Source organism: Streptococcus pseudopneumoniae, assembly GCF_001074975.1.
Lineage (GTDB): Bacteria > Bacillota > Bacilli > Lactobacillales > Streptococcaceae > Streptococcus > Streptococcus pseudopneumoniae_D.
Map to the genome: position 1 here is coordinate 1 of NZ_JUUO01000101.1, position 22,779 is coordinate 22,779.

Sequence of the window (22,779 nt, forward strand, 5' to 3'; positions counted from 1 at the left end):
GAAGCACTTTGGCTAGCGCTTGTCGATGCTGACTTAGATGCACTTGTTGAAGCACTTTGGCTAACGCTTGTTGAGGCCGACTTAGATGCGCTCGTTGAGGCACTTTGGCTAGCACTTGTCGATGCTGACTTAGATGCACTTGTTGAAGCACTTTGGCTGGCACTTGTCGATGCTGACTTAGACGCACTTGTTGAAGCACTTTGGCTAGCGCTTGTCGATGCTGACTTAGATGCACTTGTTGAAGCACTTTGGCTAGCACTTGTCGACGCTGACTTAGATGCACTTGTTGAAGCACTTTGGCTGGCACTTGTCGACGCTGACTTAGATGCGCTCGTTGATGCGGACTGCGATTTATACTCTGAATCATCTACCGTAATAGTAACTGGAACTTCATCTGTCGAACCATCTGGATAAGTTACTATAACTGTTCGTGTTAATTTACCATTTGTAACAGTTGAGTTTTCGCCACTCTTCCAAGTATAAGTCGTTTTTGTACCTGGCGTTGTACCTTTAGTTGGTAAGTCAGATTTATTAGAAATATAAGTCTCTGGTGATCCCAAATCTGGAACAGCTCCATTCGAAGTCACCTTCACTGTAGGATTTGTTGCTTTCGGAGTGTACTTTTCTGACTGCTTACGGACTTCAATACGAGTATAGGCATTGTTTGTAGCATTGCTAGTATCCGTATTATTTGTTAAGTTAGATGCATCATATCCAGAAATATAACGAGTCCATCCTACCGAATCATTAGGAATATCTTGTCCTTTACCTACATGTCCCGAAATAGTTATTGTATACGGATTAGCCTCTGTGGCATTGCCGTCTTGTCCCAATTTTTTAGATTTATCGGTAAAGTTAATTTCTGTTCCTTTTCCAACATCTCTGATTTGTGCTTGACTTCTCATTTCAAAAGAATCTGAGGTATCAGTAGTAACAGTAGTTCTATCATCTACCTTGATCTTATTCAATCGACCATGATCATCAGTTAAGTGTACATCCACACTAAATTCTTCTTCACGATAAACGATTATCTTGTGTGGATCTGCACTATCAATTTTTGCATTACTTACAGGAGTAAAGTCTTTAATTGTAGGTCGCTCATTAACTGTAGCTGACTGTGGAATTGGAGTACTACGTGTTTTATCCTTGTAGACAATCGTAGCCGTACCATCTGCCTGAACTTCAATGTCCTTGATACGGTGAGTTGTCTGATTATTCTTAGCGTAGATGGCATTCTTGACAGCTGTCTTTTCATCTTCTGTTAGGTTGTTTTTATCTACCACAGGTGTGAGTTCAGGATTTGTTACTGCAAGACGGTCTTTCAGTTGCCCTTGGGTGATGCGAACATTACCAGTTCCATTAACTCCGTTTGCATTTCCTACTTGGTCAGTTGCAACCGCATTTCGTTGCCAAGTATTTCCAGCCCCCCACTCCAAATCATCCTTCATATGAGCGTTGACTGTGATCGTTGCAGGACTCTCTGGCGTAGCTGTGATATCTCCTGTCAAGAGCCCTACAGTTCCTGTACCATATTTAGGATCTTCAAAGTAGTTCTCTCTCAACCCTGGTTGAGTCCCATCTGCTTTAGGTACAATCTTAAACTCTTTTAACTTCCCACTATTATCAGTCGCAGTGAAGTTAATTTTAAAGTCATCACCAGCATAGACGATGTGTTCATCTCCACGACTAGGCACTGGGCTTGGAGACGCCGGGATAGTCTGACCACCACGTGTCACTGTAACAGCAGGTACAGGTACCTCAGTTTCTGCTCTCAAACTTGCTTGGATTTTATCAGAAGTATTATCACGGTAAGTAAGGGTGATAAGGCCTGTATCAGATACCGTAATTTCTTTACCACCTTCAGAACCCTTCACGTAGTCAGTACCCGAGAGGATAGCAGCATTTTTGCTCTTGAAGTTTGCAAGGATTTGAGTTTTCTCAGTCTCGCTCAAAGATGACGGATTGTTAACTGTAACAGTATCGCCACTTACAGGATTGTTACGTTCATTAAATCCTTTAATAACAAATGTTGTAGTTGCTTTTCCCCACTGAATTCCAGGATTATCACTAGCTTGATATTCAACAGTATATTCACCAGGGGTCATAGGATTCCAAGTGTTCCCACTTCTCCCAACAGTTCCATAAACTCTTGTAATCCATGAAGTATTTGTAAAAGCAAGTCCAATTGTTTGACCTCTGTTATTTTTTTGCTCTACACCAAAGCCATATTTGCCTGGGAAATTGTCCCCCGTCAACCCTGTAATAATTGGATTTTTTGAATTTGCATAAAAATCTCGCAAACCTTTGTCATCACGAAAAATGATATTGTAGTTTATTGCCTCATCATTAAATACTTCAATACGTGATGGCATTTCAATAGTAGGAGCATTGTCAGCCTGCCGAGAACTCCCTCGATTTACAGGTTTATTTTCTTTAGGACCTGTAGTAACAGGATTACTTGTTGCTTGAGAAAAATTACCTGACGTACTACTTCCATCAACTGGCCAACTACTTGTACCGACCTGAGCTGTCAGCGTAGCTGTTTTTGAACTATCACTTACAGTGGCATAAACAAGAATTGTACCTTCAAGATTTCTATTTTGATCATGCCTATAAGTATAAACATATTCATTGTTGGAGTTCTTGCGTCGCTCCATTTCTTGGCCATTGAATGTCGCTTTTGTAATTTTAGTGTTAGCATCAACTTGAGCAATAAGTCCCGCATGGTCTAATGGCGCACGTGATGTCATATTGATACGCCAAACAACTTCACGCGTGTCTGAGTTAAAAGTACCTGATTCAATCGCTGAACTAGTAATTTTACCTAAATTTGGTTTACTGACAAAACTTCTTAAATCTACTCCGTTAGGCATCGCTTGTCCATTACGGCTATCACGCGCACCTGAATTGGCACGTAAAACTGCATTAGCGATAGAGTTACGAGCTGAAGTCGCCGTCTTAATAACACTACCAAGATCAGCAGTTGGATCCTTGAGAGCAGACTCAATCTCAGTAATAGCAGCTTCTACCTTAAGGATAGCTGCACTTGTATCTGGAAGATCCGTCGCCTTTGCTAAATATTCACCCATTTCAGCTGAAATTTTAGCTAGTTTTTTACGATCTTCTTCATTTTTCTTTGTAGATACTTCTACCGATGACAAGGCACCAGCAGTCACTCCTGCCAAGCTTGTTAATTCGGAAGTTTTATTTGTCAAACCTGTTGCTGGCTTAGCAGAGTCCAAGACAGGTGCAGACAAATTAGAGTTTGGCAAGCCTTGACTAACTACTTGATTTTCAGCTGAAGCAGACTCGGATTGTCCAGCAGTTTCAACACTAGCGGCGCTAGTCGCAACCGAACTGTCCTCTGAATGAACCATCAACTGACTAGAACTTGCAGAAGTAGTTGAGGATACACTAGCTGAAGTACTTGTCGATGCACTTGCTGAAGTACTTGCTGACAAACTTGCAGAAGTGCTAGCACTCACTGATTGGCTAGTAGAAGTCGATTCTGAACTAGACACACTCTCGCTTTCTGAATGTGACAAACTTGCAGAAGTGCTAGCGCTCACTGATTGGCTAGCAGAAGTCGATTCTGAACTAGACACACTCTCGCTTTCTGAATGTGACAAACTTGCCGATTCTTCTGGGTTTGCTTTCGAAACAGATCCGAGAACGACTGAATCATTTGTAGCTAAAACATCCGATGACTCTAATGTCTTTTCAAGAGCAACCGCATCATTGGCATGAACAGTAGTTTGTGTTGCCACTGCTCCGCCTAATACAGCTCCTGTAGCTGCAATCCCCCTTATAATATCTAGGCCTGTAATTGTATTGTTTGTTTGATTCTCAACCACTTCGGTCATAACTTGGGTAGTATCGACACTACCACGGAAAACCTTTAACAAACCAAATAAAGAAGTTGAAGCCCGCAGCCAATGCTTACCGGATTTCACCAACTTATAGCGGGTCACACGATCAGTTTCACGATATTGACCCTCTTGACGTCTGAAAAACATATTTTAGATCCTTTTCCAATTATATTTATGTATTTTGTCCATAAAATACCAATATACATTATACACTTTAGATACAAGTAATTCAATAAGTTTCAAAACATTTTGCCTAAAAAAAAAAGTATTTTGCTATTATATATATATATATATTATAAGATAAGATATTTATAAAGACACGTAAATTATGTGTAACCCAGCTTATTTTTGGTTTATATTCCTGTTTTTTATGGATAATTATTCCGGTTATTTTCTTGGAACAAGGCAAAATTTTTTAAGTGCTTAGATTTGAAAAAGAAAAACCCTTATACAAAGGCATTTTCTTGTCATGCTATTCTTTTTGTTTTATAAACATAGTTTCTATATTGATTTATTTCTCCATGATATGAAAGCGCAACAGTGTGCTCATCACCCATGATACAGCTTGAATGGAGCAATCAAAATCCAACTGGTGCACTCATATGTATGATTCGAAAACTAACATTGAGTGTTTTCCCTACCTCATTAGTCCGCTCAAGGGGAATTAATGGCAAGTTATCTAACATTCACTATATTAAAATATTGAAATAAACTAAAAACTAAACAAGTTGATTTGGGCATTCAAACAAATTTCTAACAATGTTTTATGAACCACATTGTACCATTATAGATTCAATTTACTATATTTTTAACATCTCTGCACTTGCTCTCAAAAAATGTCATCTACAGGATGACGACTCTTAAAACTCTAACAAGTTACATCCTGCAAAAATCAACACAAGGAACAAATCATATCCGGTCTTACATAAGCCTCGGAGCATACGTTTCAACATGGAACTTTTTACTATAACTTCTCCTAAAATAACGGTTTACACAAGTATTTTTCCTAATGGATTGTCTAGGTAAAGAACCATAGTGACTATTAACCTCTATCCAGGAAAAAACAAGCACTTTTCTACAGCAACTAAGGAAGTCACCTAGTTAGGCTTACTTTCTAACCGTTACAACAAAAACTCCACGAATCGATAATATTCGTGGAGTTTTTCCTAGTGAAGCGTTTAGGTAAAACGATTGTTACACTACGACACGAAGAAGCGAAAACGATTATTTTTCGCCGATGAGTTAGTAAGGCAGGTAGCTAGGACACTTTCTTTCTGTTACGACGGAAAAATCCACGAATCGATATCATTCGTGGACTTTTCCTAGTGAAGTGTTTAGGTAAACCGCCATAGCGGTTACCGTCAAATGACAGCAACTTTATGTTGCTAGTCATTTGTAACGATTTACATTTTTTCCTCCAACTCTACGTCTGGATACTTATCTGCAAACCAACGGAGGGCAAAGTCATTTTCAAAGAGGAAGACTGGTTGGTCAAAGCGGTCTTTGGCCAAGATATTGCGGCTTGATGACATGCGTTCATCCAAGTCCTCTGGCTTAATCCAACGAACGGTCTTTTTACCCATCGGACTCATAACCACTTCTGCATTGTACTCACCTTCCATACGATGCTTAAAGACTTCAAACTGGAGTTGTCCGACAGCGCCTAACATGTACTCACCTGTTTGGTAATTCTTATAGAGCTGAATCGCCCCCTCTTGCACCAATTGCTCGATTCCCTTATGGAAGGATTTCTGTTTCATGACATTCTTAGCCGAAACTTTCATGAAAATTTCAGGGGTAAAGGTTGGCAGGGGTTCAAATTCAAACTTGTTTTTTCCAACTGTCAAAGTGTCCCCAACCTGATAAGTACCTGTATCGTAAACCCCGATGATATCACCTGCCACGGCATTGGTCACATTCTCACGACTTTCAGCCATAAACTGAGTGACATTAGACAGCTTAGCACCCTTACCAGTACGAGGAAGATTGACACTCATGCCACGTTCAAATTCACCCGATACGATACGGACAAAGGCGATACGGTCACGGTGACGAGGGTCCATGTTGGCTTGGATTTTAAAGACAAAGCCTGAGAAGTCCTTGTCGTAAGGATCCACAATTTCACCGTCTGTTTTCTTATGTCCATGTGGTTCTGGAGCAAACTTGAGGAAGGTTTCAAGGAAGGTCTGCACACCAAAGTTTGTCAAAGCTGAGCCGAAGAAGACTGGCGTCAATTCTCCAGCCAGAATAGCTTCCTCTGAAAATTCATTCCCAGCTTCATTTAAAAGTTCAATATCATCTTTAACTTGCTCGTAGAAAGGGTTACTACCAAAAAGCTTGTCCCCATCTTCTAAACTGGCAAAACGCTCATCCCCCTTATAGAGCTCCAAGCGTTGATTATAAAGGTCATACAAGCCCTCAAAAGCTTTCCCCATCCCGATAGGCCAGTTCATCGGGTAGCTCGCAATGCCCAAGACTTCTTCCAATTCTTGTAAGAGATCTAGTGGCTCACGTCCATCACGGTCTAGCTTGTTCATAAAGGTAAAGACTGGAATGCCACGGTGTTTCACAACCTCAAACAATTTCTTGGTTTGAGCCTCGATACCCTTGGCAGAGTCCACGACCATGACCGCAGCATCCACCGCCATCAAGGTCCGATAGGTATCTTCTGAAAAGTCCTCGTGCCCTGGCGTGTCGAGGATATTGACTCGTTTACCATCGTAGTCAAATTGCATCACAGATGAAGTCACCGAAATCCCACGTTGCTTCTCGATATCCATCCAGTCAGACTTGGCAAAAGTTCCTGTTTTCTTCCCTTTAACCGTACCAGCCTCACGAATCTCGCCCCCAAAGTAGAGCAACTGCTCAGTGATGGTAGTTTTCCCTGCGTCCGGGTGGGAGATGATAGCAAAGGTACGACGTTTCTTAATTTCTTCTTGAATATTCATAAGTTCTCTTTCTTTGATTCTCTATTTTTAGTTATTTCAATAGCTAAGAATGATTTTTACATTGGATTTTACCATTCCTTTCAACACTCCATTATATCGGATTTTAGCATTTTTTTCAATTTCTATTTCTTTTCACTTCCCCCTCCCTTATTTATAGGAAAATATGGTAAAATAGAACAGATAAATAATCATCATTTCACGAAAGGATGCAAGATGAAAATTACGCAAGAAGAGGTAACACACGTTGCCAATCTTTCAAAATTAAGATTCTCTGAAGAAGAAACTGCTACCTTTGCAACTACCTTGTCTAAAATTGTTGACATGGTTGAATTGCTGGGCGAAGTTGACACAACTGGTGTCGCACCTACTACAACTATGGCTGACCGCAAGACCGTACTCCGCCCTGATGTGGCCGAAGAAGGAACAGACCGTGATCGCTTGTTTAAAAACGTACCTGAAAAAGACAACTACTATATCAAGGTACCAGCTATCCTAGACGATGGAGGAGATGCCTAATGACTTTCAACAATAAAACCATTGAATACTTGCACAATCTCCTTGTCTCTAAGGAAATTTCTGCAACTGAATTAACCCAAGCTACGCTTGAAGATATCAAGTCTCGCGAGACAGCTATCAACGCTTTTGTTACCATCGCTGAGGAGCAGGCTCTTGCTCGAGCTAAAGCCATTGATGAAGCTGGAATTGATGCTGATAATGTCCTTTCAGGAATTCCACTTGCAGTTAAAGATAATATCTCTACTGACGGTATTCTCACAACTGCTGCCTCAAAAATGCTCTACAACTACGAGCCTATCTTTGATGCGACAGCCGTTGCCAATGCAAAATCTAAGGGCATGATTGTCGTTGGAAAGACCAATATGGACGAATTTGCCATGGGTGGTTCAGGTGAGACTTCCCATTATGGCGCTACTAAAAATGCTTGGGATCACAGCAAGGTTCCTGGTGGGTCATCAAGTGGTTCAGCCGCAACTGTAGCCTCAGGACAAGTCCGCTTGTCACTTGGTTCTGATACTGGTGGTTCTATCCGCCAACCTGCTGCCTTCAACGGGATTGTTGGTCTCAAACCAACCTACGGAACGGTTTCTCGTTTCGGTCTCATTGCCTTCGGTAGCTCATTAGACCAGATTGGACCTTTTGCTCCTACTGTTAAGGAGAATGCCCTCTTGCTCAACGCTATTGCCAGCGAAGATGCCAAAGACTCCACTTCTGCTCCTGTTCGCATTGCCGACTTTACTTCAAAAATCGGGCAAGACATCAAGGGTATGAAAATCGCTTTGCCTAAGGAATACCTCGGTGAAGGGATTGACCCAGAAGTTAAGGAAGCTATTCTGAATGCTGCTAAGCACTTTGAAAAACTGGGTGCTATCGTTGAAGAAGTCAGCCTGCCTCACTCAAAATACGGTGTTGCCGTTTACTACATCATTGCTTCATCAGAAGCTTCATCAAACTTGCAACGCTTTGACGGTATCCGTTACGGCTACCGCGCAGATGATGCAACCAACCTTGATGAAATCTATGTAAACAGCCGTAGCCAAGGTTTCGGTGAAGAAGTAAAACGCCGTATCATGCTAGGTACTTTCAGCCTTTCATCAGGTTACTACGATGCCTACTACAAGAAGGCCGGACAAGTCCGTACCCTCATCATCCAAGATTTCGAAAACGTCTTTGCAGATTATGACTTGATTTTGGGACCAACTGCTCCAAGTATTGCTTATGACTTGGATTCTCTCAACCATGATCCAGTTGCCATGTACTTGGCTGACCTTTTGACAATCCCAGTCAACTTGGCTGGTCTACCAGGAATTTCGATTCCTGCTGGTTTCTCTCAAGGACTACCTGTTGGTCTACAATTGATTGGTCCTAAGTACTCTGAGGAAACCATTTACCAAGCTGCTGCTGCTTTTGAGGCAACAACAGACTACCACAAACAACAACCCGTGATTTTTGGAGGTGATAACTAATGAACTTTGAAACAGTCATTGGACTTGAAGTCCACGTAGAGCTCAACACCAATTCAAAAATCTTCTCACCTACTTCTGCCCACTTTGGAAATGACCAAAATGCCAACACTAACGTGATTGACTGGTCTTTCCCAGGCGTACTGCCAGTTCTCAATAAAGGTGTTGTCGATGCCGGTATCAAAGCTGCTCTTGCCCTCAACATGGACATCCACAAAAAGATGCACTTTGACCGCAAGAACTACTTCTATCCTGATAACCCAAAAGCCTACCAAATTTCTCAGTTTGATGAGCCAATTGGTTACAATGGATGGATTGAAGTTGAGCTTGAAGATGGAACAACTAAGAAAATCGGTATCGAACGTGCCCACCTAGAGGAAGATGCTGGTAAAAACACCCACGGTACTGATGGCTACTCTTATGTTGACCTCAACCGCCAAGGGGTGCCTTTGATTGAGATTGTATCTGAAGCCGACATGCGTTCTCCAGAAGAAGCTTACGCTTACCTAACTGCCCTCAAGGAAGTTATCCAGTACGCTGGTATTTCTGACGTTAAGATGGAAGAAGGTTCTATGCGTGTGGATGCCAATATCTCTCTTCGTCCTTATGGTCAAGAGAAATTCGGTACCAAGACTGAGTTGAAAAACCTCAACTCCTTCTCAAATGTTCGCAAAGGTCTCGAATACGAAGTCCAACGTCAGGCTGAAATCCTTCGCTCAGGTGGTCAAATCCGCCAAGAAACACGCCGTTACGATGAAGCTAACAAGGCAACCATCCTCATGCGTGTCAAAGAAGGTGCTGCAGACTACCGCTACTTCCCAGAACCAGACCTACCACTCTTTGAAATCTCAGACGAGTGGATTGAGGAAATGCGTACTGAATTGCCAGAATTTCCAAAAGAAAGACGTGCTCGCTATGTATCTGACCTCGGCTTGTCAGACTACGATGCTAGCCAGTTGACGGCAAATAAAGTCACTTCTGACTTCTTTGAAAAAGCTGTTGCCCTCGGTGGCGATGCCAAACAAGTCTCTAACTGGCTCCAAGGGGAAGTCGCTCAATTCTTGAACGCTGAAGGCAAGACACTAGAACAAATCGAATTGACACCAGAAAACTTGGTTGAAATGATTGCCATCGTCGAAGACGGCACTATCTCATCTAAGATTGCTAAGAAAGTCTTTGTCCACCTGGCTAAAAATGGCGGCGGCGCGCGTGAATACGTGGAAAAAGCAGGTATGGTCCAAATCTCAGATCCAGCTGTCTTGATTCCAATCATCCACCAAGTCTTTGCGGATAATGAAGCTGCTGTTGCCGACTTCAAGTCAGGCAAACGGAACGCAGACAAGGCCTTTACAGGCTTCCTTATGAAAGCAACCAAAGGCCAAGCCAACCCACAAGTTGCCCTTAAACTCCTTGCCCAAGAATTGGCTAAGTTGAAAGAAGAGTAAGCAAAAAGAGACTATAAAAAGTCTTTAAAATTAGAAAAACGCATACTATCAGGTATTGAAAAACCTTGATACTATGCGTTTTATTGTGGAAAGCTCTAGATTATTTTCTCCTGAAATTGAGGTTTTACCCAGCTTTCTCTCTCCCACCATTTCTCAATAACTATTTTGGCTTTATTTCTAGAAGATTTTATGGTAGAATGAAGAGTAATAATATTTATTAAAGAGGTAAAAACATGATTGAAGCAAGCAAATTGAAAGCTGGTATGACATTTGAAACTGCAGACGGAAAATTGATCCGCGTTTTGGAAGCTAGCCACCACAAACCAGGTAAAGGGAACACAATCATGCGTATGAAATTGCGTGATGTCCGTACTGGTTCTACTTTTGATACAAGCTACCGTCCAGAAGAAAAATTCGAACAAGCTATTATCGAGACTGTTCCAGCTCAATACTTGTACAAAATGGATGAAACTGCCTACTTCATGAACACTGAAACTTACGACCAATACGAAATTCCAGTCGTAAATGTTGAAAATGAATTGCTTTACATCCTTGAAAACTCTGATGTGAAAATCCAATTCTACGGAACTGAAGTAATCGGTGTAACTGTACCAACTACTGTTGAATTGACAGTTGCTGAAACACAACCATCTATCAAGGGTGCTACTGTTACAGGTTCTGGTAAACCAGCAACTATGGAAACTGGACTTGTTGTCAACGTTCCCGACTTCATCGAAGCTGGACAAAAATTGATCATCAACACTGCAGAAGGAACTTATGTTTCTCGTGCCTAATCTCTAGAAAGAGGTCATTCTATGGGAATTGAAGAACAATTTGGCGAAATCGTTATCGCTCCACGTGTACTTGAAAAAATCATTGCCATCGCAACTGCTAAAGTTGATGGTGTCCACTCATTTTCAAATAAATCTGTATCTGATACCCTATCAAAACTCTCTCTTGGTCGTGGCGTCTACTTAAAAGAAAGCAACGAAGAGCTAACTGCTGACATCTACCTCTACCTTGAGTACGGTGTGAAAGTACCAAAGGTTGCCCTTGCTATTCAAAAAGCGGTCAAAGATGCTGTCCATGATATGGCTGATGTAGAACTTTCTGCTGTCAATATCCATGTTACAGGAATCGTTCCAGATAAAACACCAAAACCTGAGTTGAAAGATCTATTTAACGAGGACTTCCTCAATGACTAGTCCATTATTAGAATCTAGACGCGAACTTCGAAAATGCGCTTTTCAAGCTCTTATGAGCCTTGAATTCGGTACAGATATGGAAACGGCTTGTCGTTTTGCCTACACACATGACCGTGACGATGCGGATGTGCAAATTCCAGCCTTTCTTCTAAACTTGGTTTCTGGTATCCAAGCTCAAAAAGAAGAGTTGGATAAACAAATCAACCAGCACCTCAAGTCAGGCTGGACAGTTGAACGCTTGACCTTAGTCGAAAAAAACTTACTACGCTTGGGTATCTTTGAAATCACATCATTTGATACACCTCAGCTGGTAGCAGTTAATGAAGCCATTGAACTTGCCAAGAATTTTTCAGATCAAAAATCAGCCCGCTTTATCAACGGACTGCTTAGTCAATTTGTAACTGAAGAAAATGAATAATCTTAAAGGTGTTTGGTCTTCCAAGCACCTTTTGACTTTCCCCTCTGCACAGAGTAAGAACAACACAAAAACTAGAACTGGCAGTCAGTTCTAGTTTTTGCGTATTCTGAAGTATTATACTCAATGAAAATCAAAGAGCAAACTAGGAAACTAGCCGCAGGCTGCTCAAAACACCGTTTTGAGGTTGGTTGTAGATAAGACTGACGAAGTCAGTAACCATACCTACGGCAAGGCGACGTTGACATGGTTTGAAAAGATTTTCGAAGAGTATTAGTATTTTCTAAATCGTTGATAACGCTCTTCCAACAACTCTTCTAGCGGTTTTTGTGAAAGTAAAGCTAGCTCAGCTTGGAGTTCTTTTTTGACACTCTTAATCAGTTTCTTGCTGGAAAGTCCTGCTTCAGAAATCACCTTGTCCACCACGTCCATTTCTAACAGCTCATGTGAGGTGATTTTCATCAGTTCTGCCGCTTCCATGGCACAAGTGCCGTCCTTCCATAAAATAGAAGCAAAGCCTTCTGGACTGAGAATAGCATAGATAGAATTTTCCAGCATCCAGACACGGTCTGCGACTGCTAGAGCCAGAGCCCCACCTGAACCACCTTCACCGATAATGATGGCGATAATCGGAACTTTCAGGTCACTCATTTCCATGAGATTACGAGCAATGGCTTCTCCCTGTCCACGTTCTTCCGCTCCGACACCAGGATAGGCTCCAGCAGTATTGATAAAGGTCACAACTGGGCGGCCAAACTTTTCAGCCTGTTTCATCAACCGTAGGGCCTTGCGGTAGCCTTCTGGATGTGGTTGTCCAAAATTCCGTTTGAGGTTATCTTGCAAGCTCTTGCCTTTTTGAATACCAACCACTGTTACAGCTTGGTCTCCTAGCCAGCCGATACCACCAACAACTGCACCATCATCTCGAAAAGAACGGTCACCGTGTAATTGGATAAATTCATCAAAAATGCCTGTCGCAAAGTCCAAGCTTGTCAAACGACTCTGCTCACGCGCTTCTCTGACTATTTTTGCAATATTCATCTAGGACTCCCTCCATGCAATCTGACTAGACTAGCAATCGTGTCCGGCAAGTCTCTTCTTTTAACAATAGCATCCACAAATCCATGTTCCAATAGGAATTCTGCCTTTTGGAACCCCTCAGGCAAGCTTTCACGAACCGTATTTTCAATCACACGACGCCCAGCAAAACCAACCAAGCTCTGTGGTTCAGCCAGAATGATATCTCCTTCCATAGCGAAAGAAGCTGTTACACCACCTGTCGTTGGATCTGTCAAAATGGTCAGGTAAAAGAGACCTGCATTTGAATGGCGTTTAACCGCTGCAGAAATCTTGGCCATCTGCATGAGACTCATGATTCCTTCCTGCATACGGGCTCCACCAGAAGCTGTGAAGAGAACAACTGGCAATTGTTCGACAGTCGCATACTCAAACAAACGAGTGATTTTTTCACCTACAACCGTACCCATAGAAGCCATGATAAAGTTGGAATCCATTATCCCAAGAGCCACAGTCTGCCCCTTAATAAGAGCAGTTCCTGTCACAACAGCTTCATCCAGCCCTGTTTTTTCACGCATAGCTGCTAGTTTCTTTTGATAACCAGGGAAATGCAAGGGATCCTTGCTTTCAATCCCTGTAAACAATTCCTTGAAGGTTCCCATATCAATCGTCAAAGCCAAGCGTTCTTGGGCAGAAATACGAAAGGTATAGCTACAATGTGGACAGATACGCTCACTTCCCAGATCCTTCTGATAGATAGTATGCTTACAGCCTGGACACTGGGAGAATAATTCATCTGGAACCTCTGGCTTGGCTTGAGGTTTTTCCCTAACCGAACGATTGGGATTGATTCGAATATACTTATCTTTTTTACTAAATAGAGCCATTGATTCCCCTTTTCGGTTTAAACTCTTGAAGTCATTTTATTCTTTTTCTTGATACTTGGGTAAGAAGGTTTCCATCAAGAAGGAAGTATCGTAATCCCCAGCAATGACATTGCGGTCTGAAATGAGGTCAAGCTGGAAATCTGCATTGGTCTGCACCCCTTCAATCTCTAATTCATAGAGGGCACGTTGCATTTTCATCAAGGCATCAAAACGATTTTCGCCGTGAACGATGATTTTGGCAATCATACTATCATAATAGGGTGGAATGGTATAGCCTGGATAAACTGCTGAATCCACGCGTAAGCCAACTCCACCGCTTGGTAGATAAAGATTGGTAATCTTACCTGGACTTGGAGCAAAGTTGAAGGCTGGATTTTCTGCATTGATACGACACTCGATAGCATGACCGCGTAGGACAATATCTTCTTGCTTGACAGACAGAGGTTGACCTGCCGCAATGCGAATCTGTTCCTTAACGATATCCACACCTGAAACAAATTCTGTTACTGGATGTTCTACTTGTAGACGAGTATTCATTTCCAGGAAATAGAAATTGCTACTGGCTTCATCAAGAAGAAACTCAATAGTCCCTGCATTTTCATAGCCAACAGACTCTGCCGCTCGAACAGCAGCAGCACCGATTTCATGGCGCAACGTTTTTCCGATTGCAATCGAAGGACTTTCTTCCAAAACCTTTTGATTATTCCGTTGAAGAGAACAATCCCGTTCACCCAAGTGAATTACATTTCCGTGTTCATCTCCTAGGATTTGAACCTCGATATGACGAGCTGGATAGATCACCCGTTCTATGTACATAGCGCCATTCCCATAGTTGGCCTTGGCTTCACTGGAGGCTGTTTCAAATGCTTGAACCAGATCTTCTGGCTTTTCAACCTTACGAATCCCTTTACCACCTCCACCTGCTGACGCCTTGAGCATAACAGGATAGCCAATTTTTTCAGCGACAGTCAAAGCTTCCTCAGAGTTATGCACTTCTCCATCCGAACCTGGAATGACAGGCACACCTGCTTTAACCATCTGAGCGCGCGCATTGATCTTGTCTCCCATCATATCCATGACATGACCAGATGGACCAATAAACTTGATTCCCACCTCTTCACACATGGTTGCAAATTTTGAATTTTCACTCAGAAATCCAAAACCTGGGTGAATAGCTTCTGCCTCAGTCAAGACTGCAGCTGATAGCACTGCATTGATATTGAGATAAGACTCTGTTGCCTTACCAGGACCGATACAAACTGCTTCATCTGCCAAAAGCGTATGAAGGGCTTCCTTATCAGCAGTTGAATAAACCGCCACCGTCGCAATCCCCAATTCACGCGCTGCACGGATAATCCGAACCGCAATTTCACCACGATTGGCAATTAAAATTTTTCGAAACATGGAGAACCTCCTTAGTTCCCTATTGCAAAGGTAAGAGTACCACTAGCTGCAAGCTTGCCATCCACTTCAGCCTTTGCTTCAACCACAGCAATAGTGCCACGACGTTTTACAAAAGTCGCCGTCATAATCAATTGATCTCCAGGTACAACTTGCTTCTTGAATTTGACCTTATCCATACCAGCGTAGAAGACCAGTTTCCCCTTATTTTCAGGTTTTGATAACTCCAAGACACCAGCTGTTTGCGCCAAGGCTTCCATAATCAGAACACCTGGCATAACTGGATATTGAGGGAAATGGCCGTTAAAGAAGGGTTCGTTGATGGTCACATTTTTGATGGCAACAATAGTGTCCTCGCTCACTTCCAACACACGGTCCACTAGGAGCATAGGATAACGGTGGGGAAGAGCTTCTTTGATTCCTTGAATATCGATCATTTGATGCGTACCAATCCTTTACCAAATTCAACCATTTCTTCGTTAGAAACGAGAATTTCCGTTACCACACCATCCTTAGGAGCTGGGATTTCATTCATGACTTTCATGGCTTCGATGATTACCAGTGTTTGACCTTTTTTGACACTATCACCAACTGTGACGAAGGCAGGTTTATCAGGACCAGCAGCCAAGTAGGCTACTCCAACAAGTGGGCTCTCTACAACATCTCCCTCAGCAACTACGCTTGCTTCAGCTAAAGCTGGAACTTCTTCTGCTACAGTCTCTGCTGGAGCAGATGTAGGAGCTACTGGACTTGGTGTTGCTAGAACAGGTGCTGGAGCGACTTGAGGTGCAGCTTCAGATACCAGTCTAGCTTCATTCTTGCTAAACTGCAACTCATCCGTCCCGTTCTTATAAGAAAATTCTCTCAAACTTGACTGGTCAAATTGGGCCATCAAGTCTTTAATATCGTTTAAATTCATACTTATTTATTCTCCCAACGTTTGAAAGCAAGAACTGCATTGTGGCCACCAAAACCAAAGGTATTTGAAATAGCGTATGGAATTTCTTGCTCCAAGCCTTGTCCATAAACGACATTGGCTTCGATATAATCTGATACTTCACTTGTTCCAGCTGTCATTGGTACAAAGTTATGACGCATGGCTTCGATGGTGACGATAGCTTCTACTGCACCTGCAGCCCCCAGCAAATGTCCTGTGAATGATTTGGTTGATGACACAGGTACTTCCTTACCAAGAACAGCCACGATAGCACCGCTTTCACCTTTTTCGTTAGCAGGAGTTGACGTTCCGTGAGCATTGACATAGGCTACTTGCTCTGGAGAAATTTCAGCTTCTTCCAAGGCTAGTTTGATGGCCTTGATAGCACCCTGACCTTCTGGATGTGGTGAAGTCATATGGTAGGCATCACAAGTATTACCATAACCAACAACTTCAGCAAGGATCGTTGCCCCACGTTTTTCAGCATGTTCAAGACTTTCAAGAACCAACATCCCTGAACCTTCACCCATGACAAACCCATTGCGATCCTTATCAAATGGGATAGAAGCACGACTTGGATCCTCTGTAGTAGAAAGAGCTGTCAAAGCTTGGAAACCAGCAATAGCAAAAGGTGTAATAGAGGCTTCTGAACCACCTACCAACATAACATCTTGGAAGCCAAACTTAATTGAGCGGAAGGCATCCCCAATCGCATCATTTGATGAAGCACAGGCAGTATTGATGGATTTACAAACACCGTTCGCTCCAAAACGCATAGCAACATTTCCTGAAGCCATATTTGGCAAGGCTTTTGGAAGGGTCAATGGCTTCACACGTTTTGGTCCTTTTTCGTTGAGACGAAGCACTTGATCTTCAATTTCCTTGATTCCACCAATACCAGAAGCCACGATAACACCAAAACGATCTTTATCAAGAGCCTCTACATCTAAATTGGCATGATTAACAGCTTCTTGGGCCGCATACAAGGCATATAAAGAATAGTTATCAAAACGATTGGTATCTTTTTTATCAAAAGGAAAATCTTGGATTTCTGCCGCATTATGCACATCAAAGTCACTATGATCAAATTTTGTAATTGAACCAATTCCGATTTTTCCAGTTGTCAAACTATTCCAAAATTCTTCTGGTGTATTTCCGATTGGAGATGTTACTCCATAACCTGTTACTACTACGCGATTTAGTTTCATCTTTTTTACCTCTAGCTTCTGCTACATACTTAAGCCACCATCAATGGCAACCACTTGACCAGTTAGATAATCTTGGCCTGCTAAAAATACTGTTAAATCTGCAACCTGCTCTGCCTGCCCAAATGCTTTCATAGGAATTTGCGCCAGCATAGCATCTTTCACCTTGTCTGATAGAACAGCTGTCATATCGGATTCAATCATTCCTGGTGCAATAGCATTAACCCTGATATTGCGATTGGCCACTTCACGCGCCACAGACTTGGTAAAACCAATCAAACCAGCCTTAGAAGCAGCATAGTTAGCTTGACCGATATTTCCCATCAAACCAACAACACTAGACATATTAATGATAGCACCTTCTCTAGCTTTTATCATCGGTTTCAAGACTGATTGTGTCATGTTAAAAGCCCCAGTCAGGTTAACCTTGAGAACTTTTTCAAAATCCGCTTCTGTCATCTTGAGCATAAGGGTATCTTGGGTAATTCCTGCATTGTTGACCAAGACATCTACTGAACCCAACTCTACAATAGCTTGATCAACCATACGCTTAGCGTCTGCAAAATCTGATACATCTCCTGAAATGGGAACTACCTTGACACCATAGTTTGAAAACTCAGTTAACAAATCCTCTGAGATTGTCCCACGACTGTTTAAGACAATGTTGGCTCCTGCTTGAGCAAACTTGTGGGCGATGGCAAGACCAATTCCACGACTCGAACCTGTAATAAAGATATTTTTATTTTTTAGTTGCATTCTTTTCTCCTGTTCCCTCTTGTATTTATGGGAGAAGGGATTATTTATTTTCTAGCAAGGCTTCCAAGCTCGCCTTATCTTCGACATTGGCTAGTTTAGCTGTTTTATCAATTTTTTTGACAAAGCCTGACAAGACTTTCCCCGGTCCAATCTCGATAAAGTTGGTTATGCCTGCTTCTTGCATAACCGCAATGCTTTCATAGAAACGAACTGGTTCCTTGACCTGACGCGTCAAAAGTTGAGCAATGTCTTCTTTTTTCATGACCGTAGCTTCTGTATTACCAACTAGGGGACAAGTAAAATCTGAAAAACTTACTTGAACTAGAGTTTCAGCTAGTTTTTGGCTAGCAGGCTCAAGGAGAGCAGTATGAAAGGGACCTGACACCTTGAGAGGAATCAAGCGTTTGGTACCAGCTTCCTGCAAGAGTTCTACAGCTCGGTCAACTGCAGCCCCTTCTCCACCAATCACGATTTGTGCAGGTGTATTATAGTTGGCTGGGTTAACCACTCCAAGTTCAGAAGCTTTTTGACAGGCTTCCTCAATGACCTCTACTGGTGTATTAAGAACTGCCACCATCTTGCCAGAGCCAGCAGGAGCCGCTTCTTCCATATAGACGCCACGCTTAGCAACCAAGGCTACCGCATCTTCAAAATCCAAGGCACCGCTGGCCACCAAGGCAGAGTATTCTCCAAGAGACAAACCAGCAACCATATCAGGCTGATGGCCCTTTTCTTGCAATAAACGGTAGATAGCAACCGATGTCGCTAGAATGGCTGGTTGCGTATAGCGAGTCTGATTGAGTTTTTCTTCTTCCGTATCAATGAGATAACGCAAATCATAACCGAGGACCTGACTCGCTTGATCAATCGTTTCTTTGACAATAGGGTAGTGATCATAGAGATCCCGTCCCATACCTAGATACTGGGCACCTTGGCCAGCAAATAAAAAGGCTGTTTTAGTCATTTCTTACAACTCCTGCCCAACGAGAGGCTTCTTCTTGAATTTTCTTAGCCGCTCCGTAATACAAATCTTTTAGGATTTCTTCAGCGGTTTCTTCTTTGGAAACAAGCCCTGCAATCTGACCTGCCATAACAGAGCCACCATCCACATCACCGTGAACAACCGCTTTGGCTAGAGCACCCGCTCCCATTTGTTCAAAGATTTCCAAATCAGGATTTTCCTGTTTAAAGGCATCTTTCTCAGCTTTTTCAAAATCACGAGTCAATTGGTTTTTAATCGCTCGAACAGCATGTCCAAAATGTTGAGCTGAAATCGTAGTATCAATATCTCTAGCTTTTAAAATTTTCGCCTTATAATTTGGATGGGCATTAGACTCTTTTGCAACGACAAAGCGCGTTCCAACCTGAACAGCCTCCGCACCTAGCATAAAACCAGCTGCAGCACCTTCACCATCCGCAATCCCTCCTGCAGCAATAACAGGAATAGATACAGCAGCAACAACCTGACGCACCAAGGTCATGGTTGTTAATTTACCAATATGTCCCCCAGCTTCCATTCCTTCTGCAATGACAGCGTCCGCACCGATTTTTTCCATGCGTTTAGCTAAAGCAACACTTGGCACAACAGGAATAACTGTAATACCAGCTTCATGGAAGCGTTCCATGTATTTGCCTGGATTTCCTGCGCCTGTTGTCACTACCTTAACCCCTTCCTCGATAACGAGGTCTACAATATCTTCCACAAAGGGAGACAAGAGCATGATGTTGACACCGAAGGGTTTATCAGTCAATGATTTGATTTTATCAATATTTGCCTTGACAACTTCTTTAGGGGCATTTCCCCCACCAATAATCCCTAGTCCTCCAGCCTTGGAAACAGCCCCTGCCAAATCACCATCAGCGACCCAGGCCATTCCTCCTTGGAAAATAGGATAATCAATATTCAATAATTCTGTAATACGCGTTTTCATAGTGCCTCCATCGTTTCTTGCTTAAGTAATAGTTCGATATCGTCATAATTTGACAATCAAACTATTGCCTAAACAAGAGGGAGCGGGTTTCCCTACTCCTTCTATTTGTATTCTTCTTATTTTGTTTGCTCTTCAACGTAAGCAACCAAATCACCAACTGTTTTCAAGTCATCTTCTGCTTCGATTTGGATATCAAAAGCATCTTCGATTTCTGAGATTACTTGGAACAAGTCCAATGAATCTGCATCCAAATCATCAAAAGTTGATTCAAGTGTTACTTCTGATGCGTCTTTTCCAAGTTCTTCAACGATAATTTCTTGTACTTTTTCAAATACTGCCATGATAGGACTCCTTTAAAATAAATAGTTTTTTTATAACAATGTGTTCACCACATGATTACCTAAATTGTAAGAATGAGCGTGCCCCAGGTCAAGCCTCCACCGAAGCCTGATAAAAGAACAGTCTGGCTACCATCTAAATGGATGAGACCTTGTTCTACACACTCTGAAAGTAAAATCGGGATACTTGCTGCACTGGTATTACCATACTCCATCATATTGGCTGGAAGTTTAGCTCGGTCGACACCGATTTTTCTAGCCATCTTATCCAAGATACGGTCATTGGCCTGATGAAGTAGTAGATAATCCAAATCTGCCGCCTCTATAGGAGATTCGTCAATAGTCTGTTTGATAGACTTGGCTACATCTCGAATAGCAAAATCAAAGACTGCGCGCCCATCCATCTTCAAAAATGAATCTGCATTTTCTTGATCTGAAAATGGAGAATGCAAGCCTGAATGTCCATAGGTCAGACACTCACTACGACTCCCATCACTATTGAGACTCTCAGCCAAGAAATTCTCTTGCTCGCTAGCTTCTAGCAAGACGCCACCAGCACCATCTCCAAACAAGACAGCTGTTGATCGATCTGACCAATCGACTGCCTTAGAGAGGGTTTCACTACCAATCACCAAACCTTTTTGAAAGCGACCAGAAGCGATAAACTTTTCAGCAGTTGACAAAGCAAATACAAATCCACTACAAGCAGCTGTTAGGTCAAAAGCAAAGGCCTTATTGGCACCAATATTAGCTTGGACACGAGTAGCTGTAGAGGGCATCATCGAATCTGGAGTAATGGTAGCTAGGATGATAAAATCCAGCTCTTCCCCTGTGATTCCAGCTTTTGCCATCAGTTTCTTAGCAACCTCTGTAGCCAAATCACTAGTAGATTCTGTTCTTGAAATATGCCTTTGTCGTATTCCCGTCCGACTTGAAATCCACTCATCATTGGTATCCATAATCTGAGCCAAATCATGATTTGTAACCACTTGCTCTGGCACATAATGAGCAACCTGGCTTAGTTTTGCAAAAGCCATTATTTCAAATCCTCCAAAAATTGATAAAGTTTAGTCAAACCTTTGCTCATAACTTCAGTTTCCTCCTTGCTCATACCGTCAATAATATTTTCGACCATAGCCTTATGGAAGCGTTTATGAAGTCTATGAACCAAGCGACCCTTCTTTGTCAAATGCAGATGCACCACACGACGATCCTGCTCTGAGCGAATGCGTTCAATGTAACCCTTGCGTTCAAGATTATTCAAACTCGTCGTAACCGTCCCAAGAGTCACCATCAACTCTTTCGACACTTGACTTGGCGTCACGTCTGGGAATTTTCCAATTACATCGATTGTATGGACTTCTTTGATGGAGATATCTTTGAAACGACTACCCCTCAAGCTAACTTCCTCGATAACGAGGACATTGTTAAATATAGATGTTAAATATTCATTAATTCGTTGGTAGTCCAATCTCTTTTCCCTCCTTTTCAAAAAACTTTCACAATCAAAACATTTGACAAAAGAATTATATCAAACTTCAAAGAATGGTGCAAGTATTTTCTTATTTTCCAGTAAATTTCGGTCTTCTTCTCTCCGAATGAGCCCGAACTCCCTCTTTGAAATCTTCTGTTTGTGCCAAAGATTCCTGTAGGTTCAATTCTAAAGCAGCATAATCTTGCCAGTCTTTGAATTGGCTCTCCCAAACCAACTTCTTGATAGCAGCATAAGAATTAGCTGACCCTCGTCTCAATTTTTTAAGAAGCTGTTCTCTCGTCTTTTCAAGTTTAACAGCTTCACAGACGCGGTAAACCAGCCCCCACTCTAAAGCTTTGTCTGCTGTTAAAGCTTCTCCTGTCATGGCTAATTGAGCAGCACGCGTCACACCAATACTGCGGCTCAAGAGATGAATTCCTCCTGCATCTGGAGCCAAACCAACTCCAACAAAGGCCTGAATAAATTTAGCCTTATCCGTTGCCAGACAGAAATCTGCGGCAACAGCCATATTAGCTGCGGCACCTGCAACAGCCCCATCAACCTCCATCAAGACAGGTTTAGCAATTTGCTTGATTTTATAAGAAATCGTATTGACCAATTCTGCGATTTTCGTCAATGATGGAATATCATCCTCATCCACTGCCCGCTTCATCTCTACCAAATCTCCCCCAACGGAGAAGACTTTCCCATTGGCGTTAATCAAGATAAAATGCACAGCCGGATCCTTTTCTGCCAGAGTCAGTGCTTCTAAAATCTCCTCACACATGGGAATATGAAAGCCATTTGCGACCTCAGGACGATTTAAGGTAAGGATTGCCAAATCCTCTTCAAGCTGATAAATAATGTGTTCCATTAGGGGCTCCTTTTTATTTTATAAGCAAGTTAAATTATTTTATTGTCAAAGTATATCTTTTTTACAACTTGAAAGCAAGAAAAAATCGGCTGAAAGTG

Annotated in this window: 21 protein-coding genes; 6 read left to right on the forward strand and 15 right to left on the reverse strand. The window is 42.2% G+C overall.

Features of this window, described 5'->3' with window-relative positions; translation table 11 throughout:
- Both ADI86_RS05565 and ADI86_RS05570 read right to left on the reverse strand, forming a co-directional pair.
- Positions 1 to 4,016: accessory Sec-dependent serine-rich glycoprotein adhesin (locus ADI86_RS05565; RefSeq protein WP_049532118.1), on the reverse strand; the 4,016-nt coding region annotated here is incomplete at its 3' end.
- Positions 4,017 to 5,272: 1,256 nt separating this feature from the next.
- A complete protein-coding gene (locus ADI86_RS05570) occupies positions 5,273 to 6,817 on the reverse strand; it encodes a peptide chain release factor 3 (RefSeq protein ID WP_001025437.1) in 1,545 nt (514 codons plus the stop codon).
- A 213-nt stretch (positions 6,818 to 7,030) separates the two neighbouring features.
- Between ADI86_RS05570 and gatC the strand changes: the two genes are divergently transcribed.
- From gatC to nusB, 6 genes are all read left to right on the forward strand, one after another.
- Positions 7,031 to 7,333 carry an Asp-tRNA(Asn)/Glu-tRNA(Gln) amidotransferase subunit GatC gene (gene gatC / locus ADI86_RS05575; protein WP_049532119.1) on the forward strand — a complete coding sequence of 101 codons (303 nt, stop codon included), beginning with the start codon at positions 7,031 to 7,033 and terminating at the stop codon, positions 7,331 to 7,333.
- A complete protein-coding gene (gene gatA, locus ADI86_RS05580; protein WP_049532120.1) occupies positions 7,333 to 8,799 on the forward strand; it encodes an Asp-tRNA(Asn)/Glu-tRNA(Gln) amidotransferase subunit GatA in 1,467 nt (488 codons plus the stop codon). Before gatC ends, gatA begins: the two co-directional genes overlap by 1 nt.
- Complete coding sequence (gene gatB, locus ADI86_RS05585) at positions 8,799 to 10,241, forward strand: Asp-tRNA(Asn)/Glu-tRNA(Gln) amidotransferase subunit GatB (RefSeq protein ID WP_049532121.1); 1,443 nt, start codon at positions 8,799 to 8,801, stop codon at positions 10,239 to 10,241. The genes gatA and gatB overlap by 1 nt, the downstream gene beginning before the upstream one ends.
- A 233-nt stretch (positions 10,242 to 10,474) precedes the next feature.
- Positions 10,475 to 11,035, forward strand: coding sequence for an elongation factor P (gene efp, locus ADI86_RS05590; RefSeq protein WP_000568643.1), 561 nt, complete (start codon positions 10,475 to 10,477; stop codon positions 11,033 to 11,035).
- Positions 11,036 to 11,056: 21 nt separating this feature from the next.
- Positions 11,057 to 11,446, forward strand: a complete 390-nt coding sequence (locus ADI86_RS05595) for an Asp23/Gls24 family envelope stress response protein (RefSeq protein ID WP_023938546.1) — start codon at positions 11,057 to 11,059, stop codon at positions 11,444 to 11,446.
- Complete coding sequence (gene nusB / locus ADI86_RS05600; RefSeq protein ID WP_049532122.1) at positions 11,439 to 11,864, forward strand: transcription antitermination factor NusB; 426 nt, start codon at positions 11,439 to 11,441, stop codon at positions 11,862 to 11,864. Before ADI86_RS05595 ends, nusB begins: the two co-directional genes overlap by 8 nt.
- A gap of 270 nt (positions 11,865 to 12,134) precedes the next feature.
- Here the strand turns inward: nusB and ADI86_RS05605 are convergent, their stop codons facing one another.
- The 13 genes from ADI86_RS05605 to ADI86_RS05665 all read right to left on the reverse strand — a co-directional run bounded on the left by ADI86_RS05605 (position 12,135) and on the right by ADI86_RS05665 (position 22,681).
- On the reverse strand, positions 12,135 to 12,902 hold the full coding sequence (locus tag ADI86_RS05605) for an acetyl-CoA carboxylase carboxyl transferase subunit alpha (protein ID WP_049532123.1): 768 nt from the start codon (positions 12,900 to 12,902) through the stop codon (positions 12,135 to 12,137).
- On the reverse strand, positions 12,899 to 13,765 hold the full coding sequence (gene accD, locus ADI86_RS05610) for an acetyl-CoA carboxylase, carboxyltransferase subunit beta (protein ID WP_001173351.1): 867 nt from the start codon (positions 13,763 to 13,765) through the stop codon (positions 12,899 to 12,901). The genes ADI86_RS05605 and accD overlap by 4 nt, the downstream gene beginning before the upstream one ends.
- Positions 13,766 to 13,801: 36 nt before the next feature.
- Positions 13,802 to 15,169, reverse strand: coding sequence for an acetyl-CoA carboxylase biotin carboxylase subunit (gene accC / locus ADI86_RS05615; RefSeq protein WP_049532124.1), 1,368 nt, complete (start codon positions 15,167 to 15,169; stop codon positions 13,802 to 13,804).
- An 11-nt stretch (positions 15,170 to 15,180) separates the two neighbouring features.
- Positions 15,181 to 15,603 carry a 3-hydroxyacyl-ACP dehydratase FabZ gene (gene fabZ / locus ADI86_RS05620; protein WP_049532125.1) on the reverse strand — a complete coding sequence of 141 codons (423 nt, stop codon included), beginning with the start codon at positions 15,601 to 15,603 and terminating at the stop codon, positions 15,181 to 15,183.
- Positions 15,600 to 16,085 carry an acetyl-CoA carboxylase biotin carboxyl carrier protein gene (gene accB / locus ADI86_RS05625; protein ID WP_049532126.1) on the reverse strand — a complete coding sequence of 162 codons (486 nt, stop codon included), beginning with the start codon at positions 16,083 to 16,085 and terminating at the stop codon, positions 15,600 to 15,602. The genes fabZ and accB overlap by 4 nt, the downstream gene beginning before the upstream one ends.
- A gap of 2 nt (positions 16,086 to 16,087) precedes the next feature.
- Positions 16,088 to 17,311 (reverse strand): beta-ketoacyl-ACP synthase II, encoded by a 1,224-nt coding sequence (gene fabF, locus ADI86_RS05630; RefSeq protein WP_049532127.1) that lies wholly within the window; start codon positions 17,309 to 17,311, stop codon positions 16,088 to 16,090.
- Positions 17,312 to 17,332: 21 nt separating this feature from the next.
- The gene (fabG, locus tag ADI86_RS05635; protein ID WP_049532128.1) at positions 17,333 to 18,064 is read right to left on the reverse strand and encodes a 3-oxoacyl-[acyl-carrier-protein] reductase; all 732 of its coding nucleotides are present in this window, start codon (positions 18,062 to 18,064) and stop codon (positions 17,333 to 17,335) included.
- Positions 18,065 to 18,104: 40 nt separating this feature from the next.
- Complete coding sequence (gene fabD / locus ADI86_RS05640; protein ID WP_049532129.1) at positions 18,105 to 19,028, reverse strand: ACP S-malonyltransferase; 924 nt, start codon at positions 19,026 to 19,028, stop codon at positions 18,105 to 18,107.
- Positions 19,021 to 19,995, reverse strand: a complete 975-nt coding sequence (gene fabK / locus ADI86_RS05645) for an enoyl-[acyl-carrier-protein] reductase FabK (protein WP_049532130.1) — start codon at positions 19,993 to 19,995, stop codon at positions 19,021 to 19,023. Before fabK ends, fabD begins: the two co-directional genes overlap by 8 nt.
- Positions 19,996 to 20,111: 116 nt before the next feature.
- On the reverse strand, positions 20,112 to 20,336 hold the full coding sequence (locus ADI86_RS05650) for an acyl carrier protein (RefSeq protein ID WP_000257838.1): 225 nt from the start codon (positions 20,334 to 20,336) through the stop codon (positions 20,112 to 20,114).
- A gap of 59 nt (positions 20,337 to 20,395) precedes the next feature.
- Positions 20,396 to 21,370: a beta-ketoacyl-ACP synthase III gene (locus ADI86_RS05655; protein ID WP_049532131.1), complete on the reverse strand. Its 975-nt coding sequence runs from the start codon at positions 21,368 to 21,370 to the stop codon at positions 20,396 to 20,398.
- Positions 21,370 to 21,804 (reverse strand): MarR family winged helix-turn-helix transcriptional regulator, encoded by a 435-nt coding sequence (locus tag ADI86_RS05660; protein WP_000386358.1) that lies wholly within the window; start codon positions 21,802 to 21,804, stop codon positions 21,370 to 21,372. The genes ADI86_RS05655 and ADI86_RS05660 overlap by 1 nt, the downstream gene beginning before the upstream one ends.
- Positions 21,805 to 21,895: 91 nt before the next feature.
- Positions 21,896 to 22,681 carry an enoyl-CoA hydratase gene (locus tag ADI86_RS05665; protein ID WP_049532132.1) on the reverse strand — a complete coding sequence of 262 codons (786 nt, stop codon included), beginning with the start codon at positions 22,679 to 22,681 and terminating at the stop codon, positions 21,896 to 21,898.
- Positions 22,682 to 22,779: the final 98 nt, after the last annotated feature.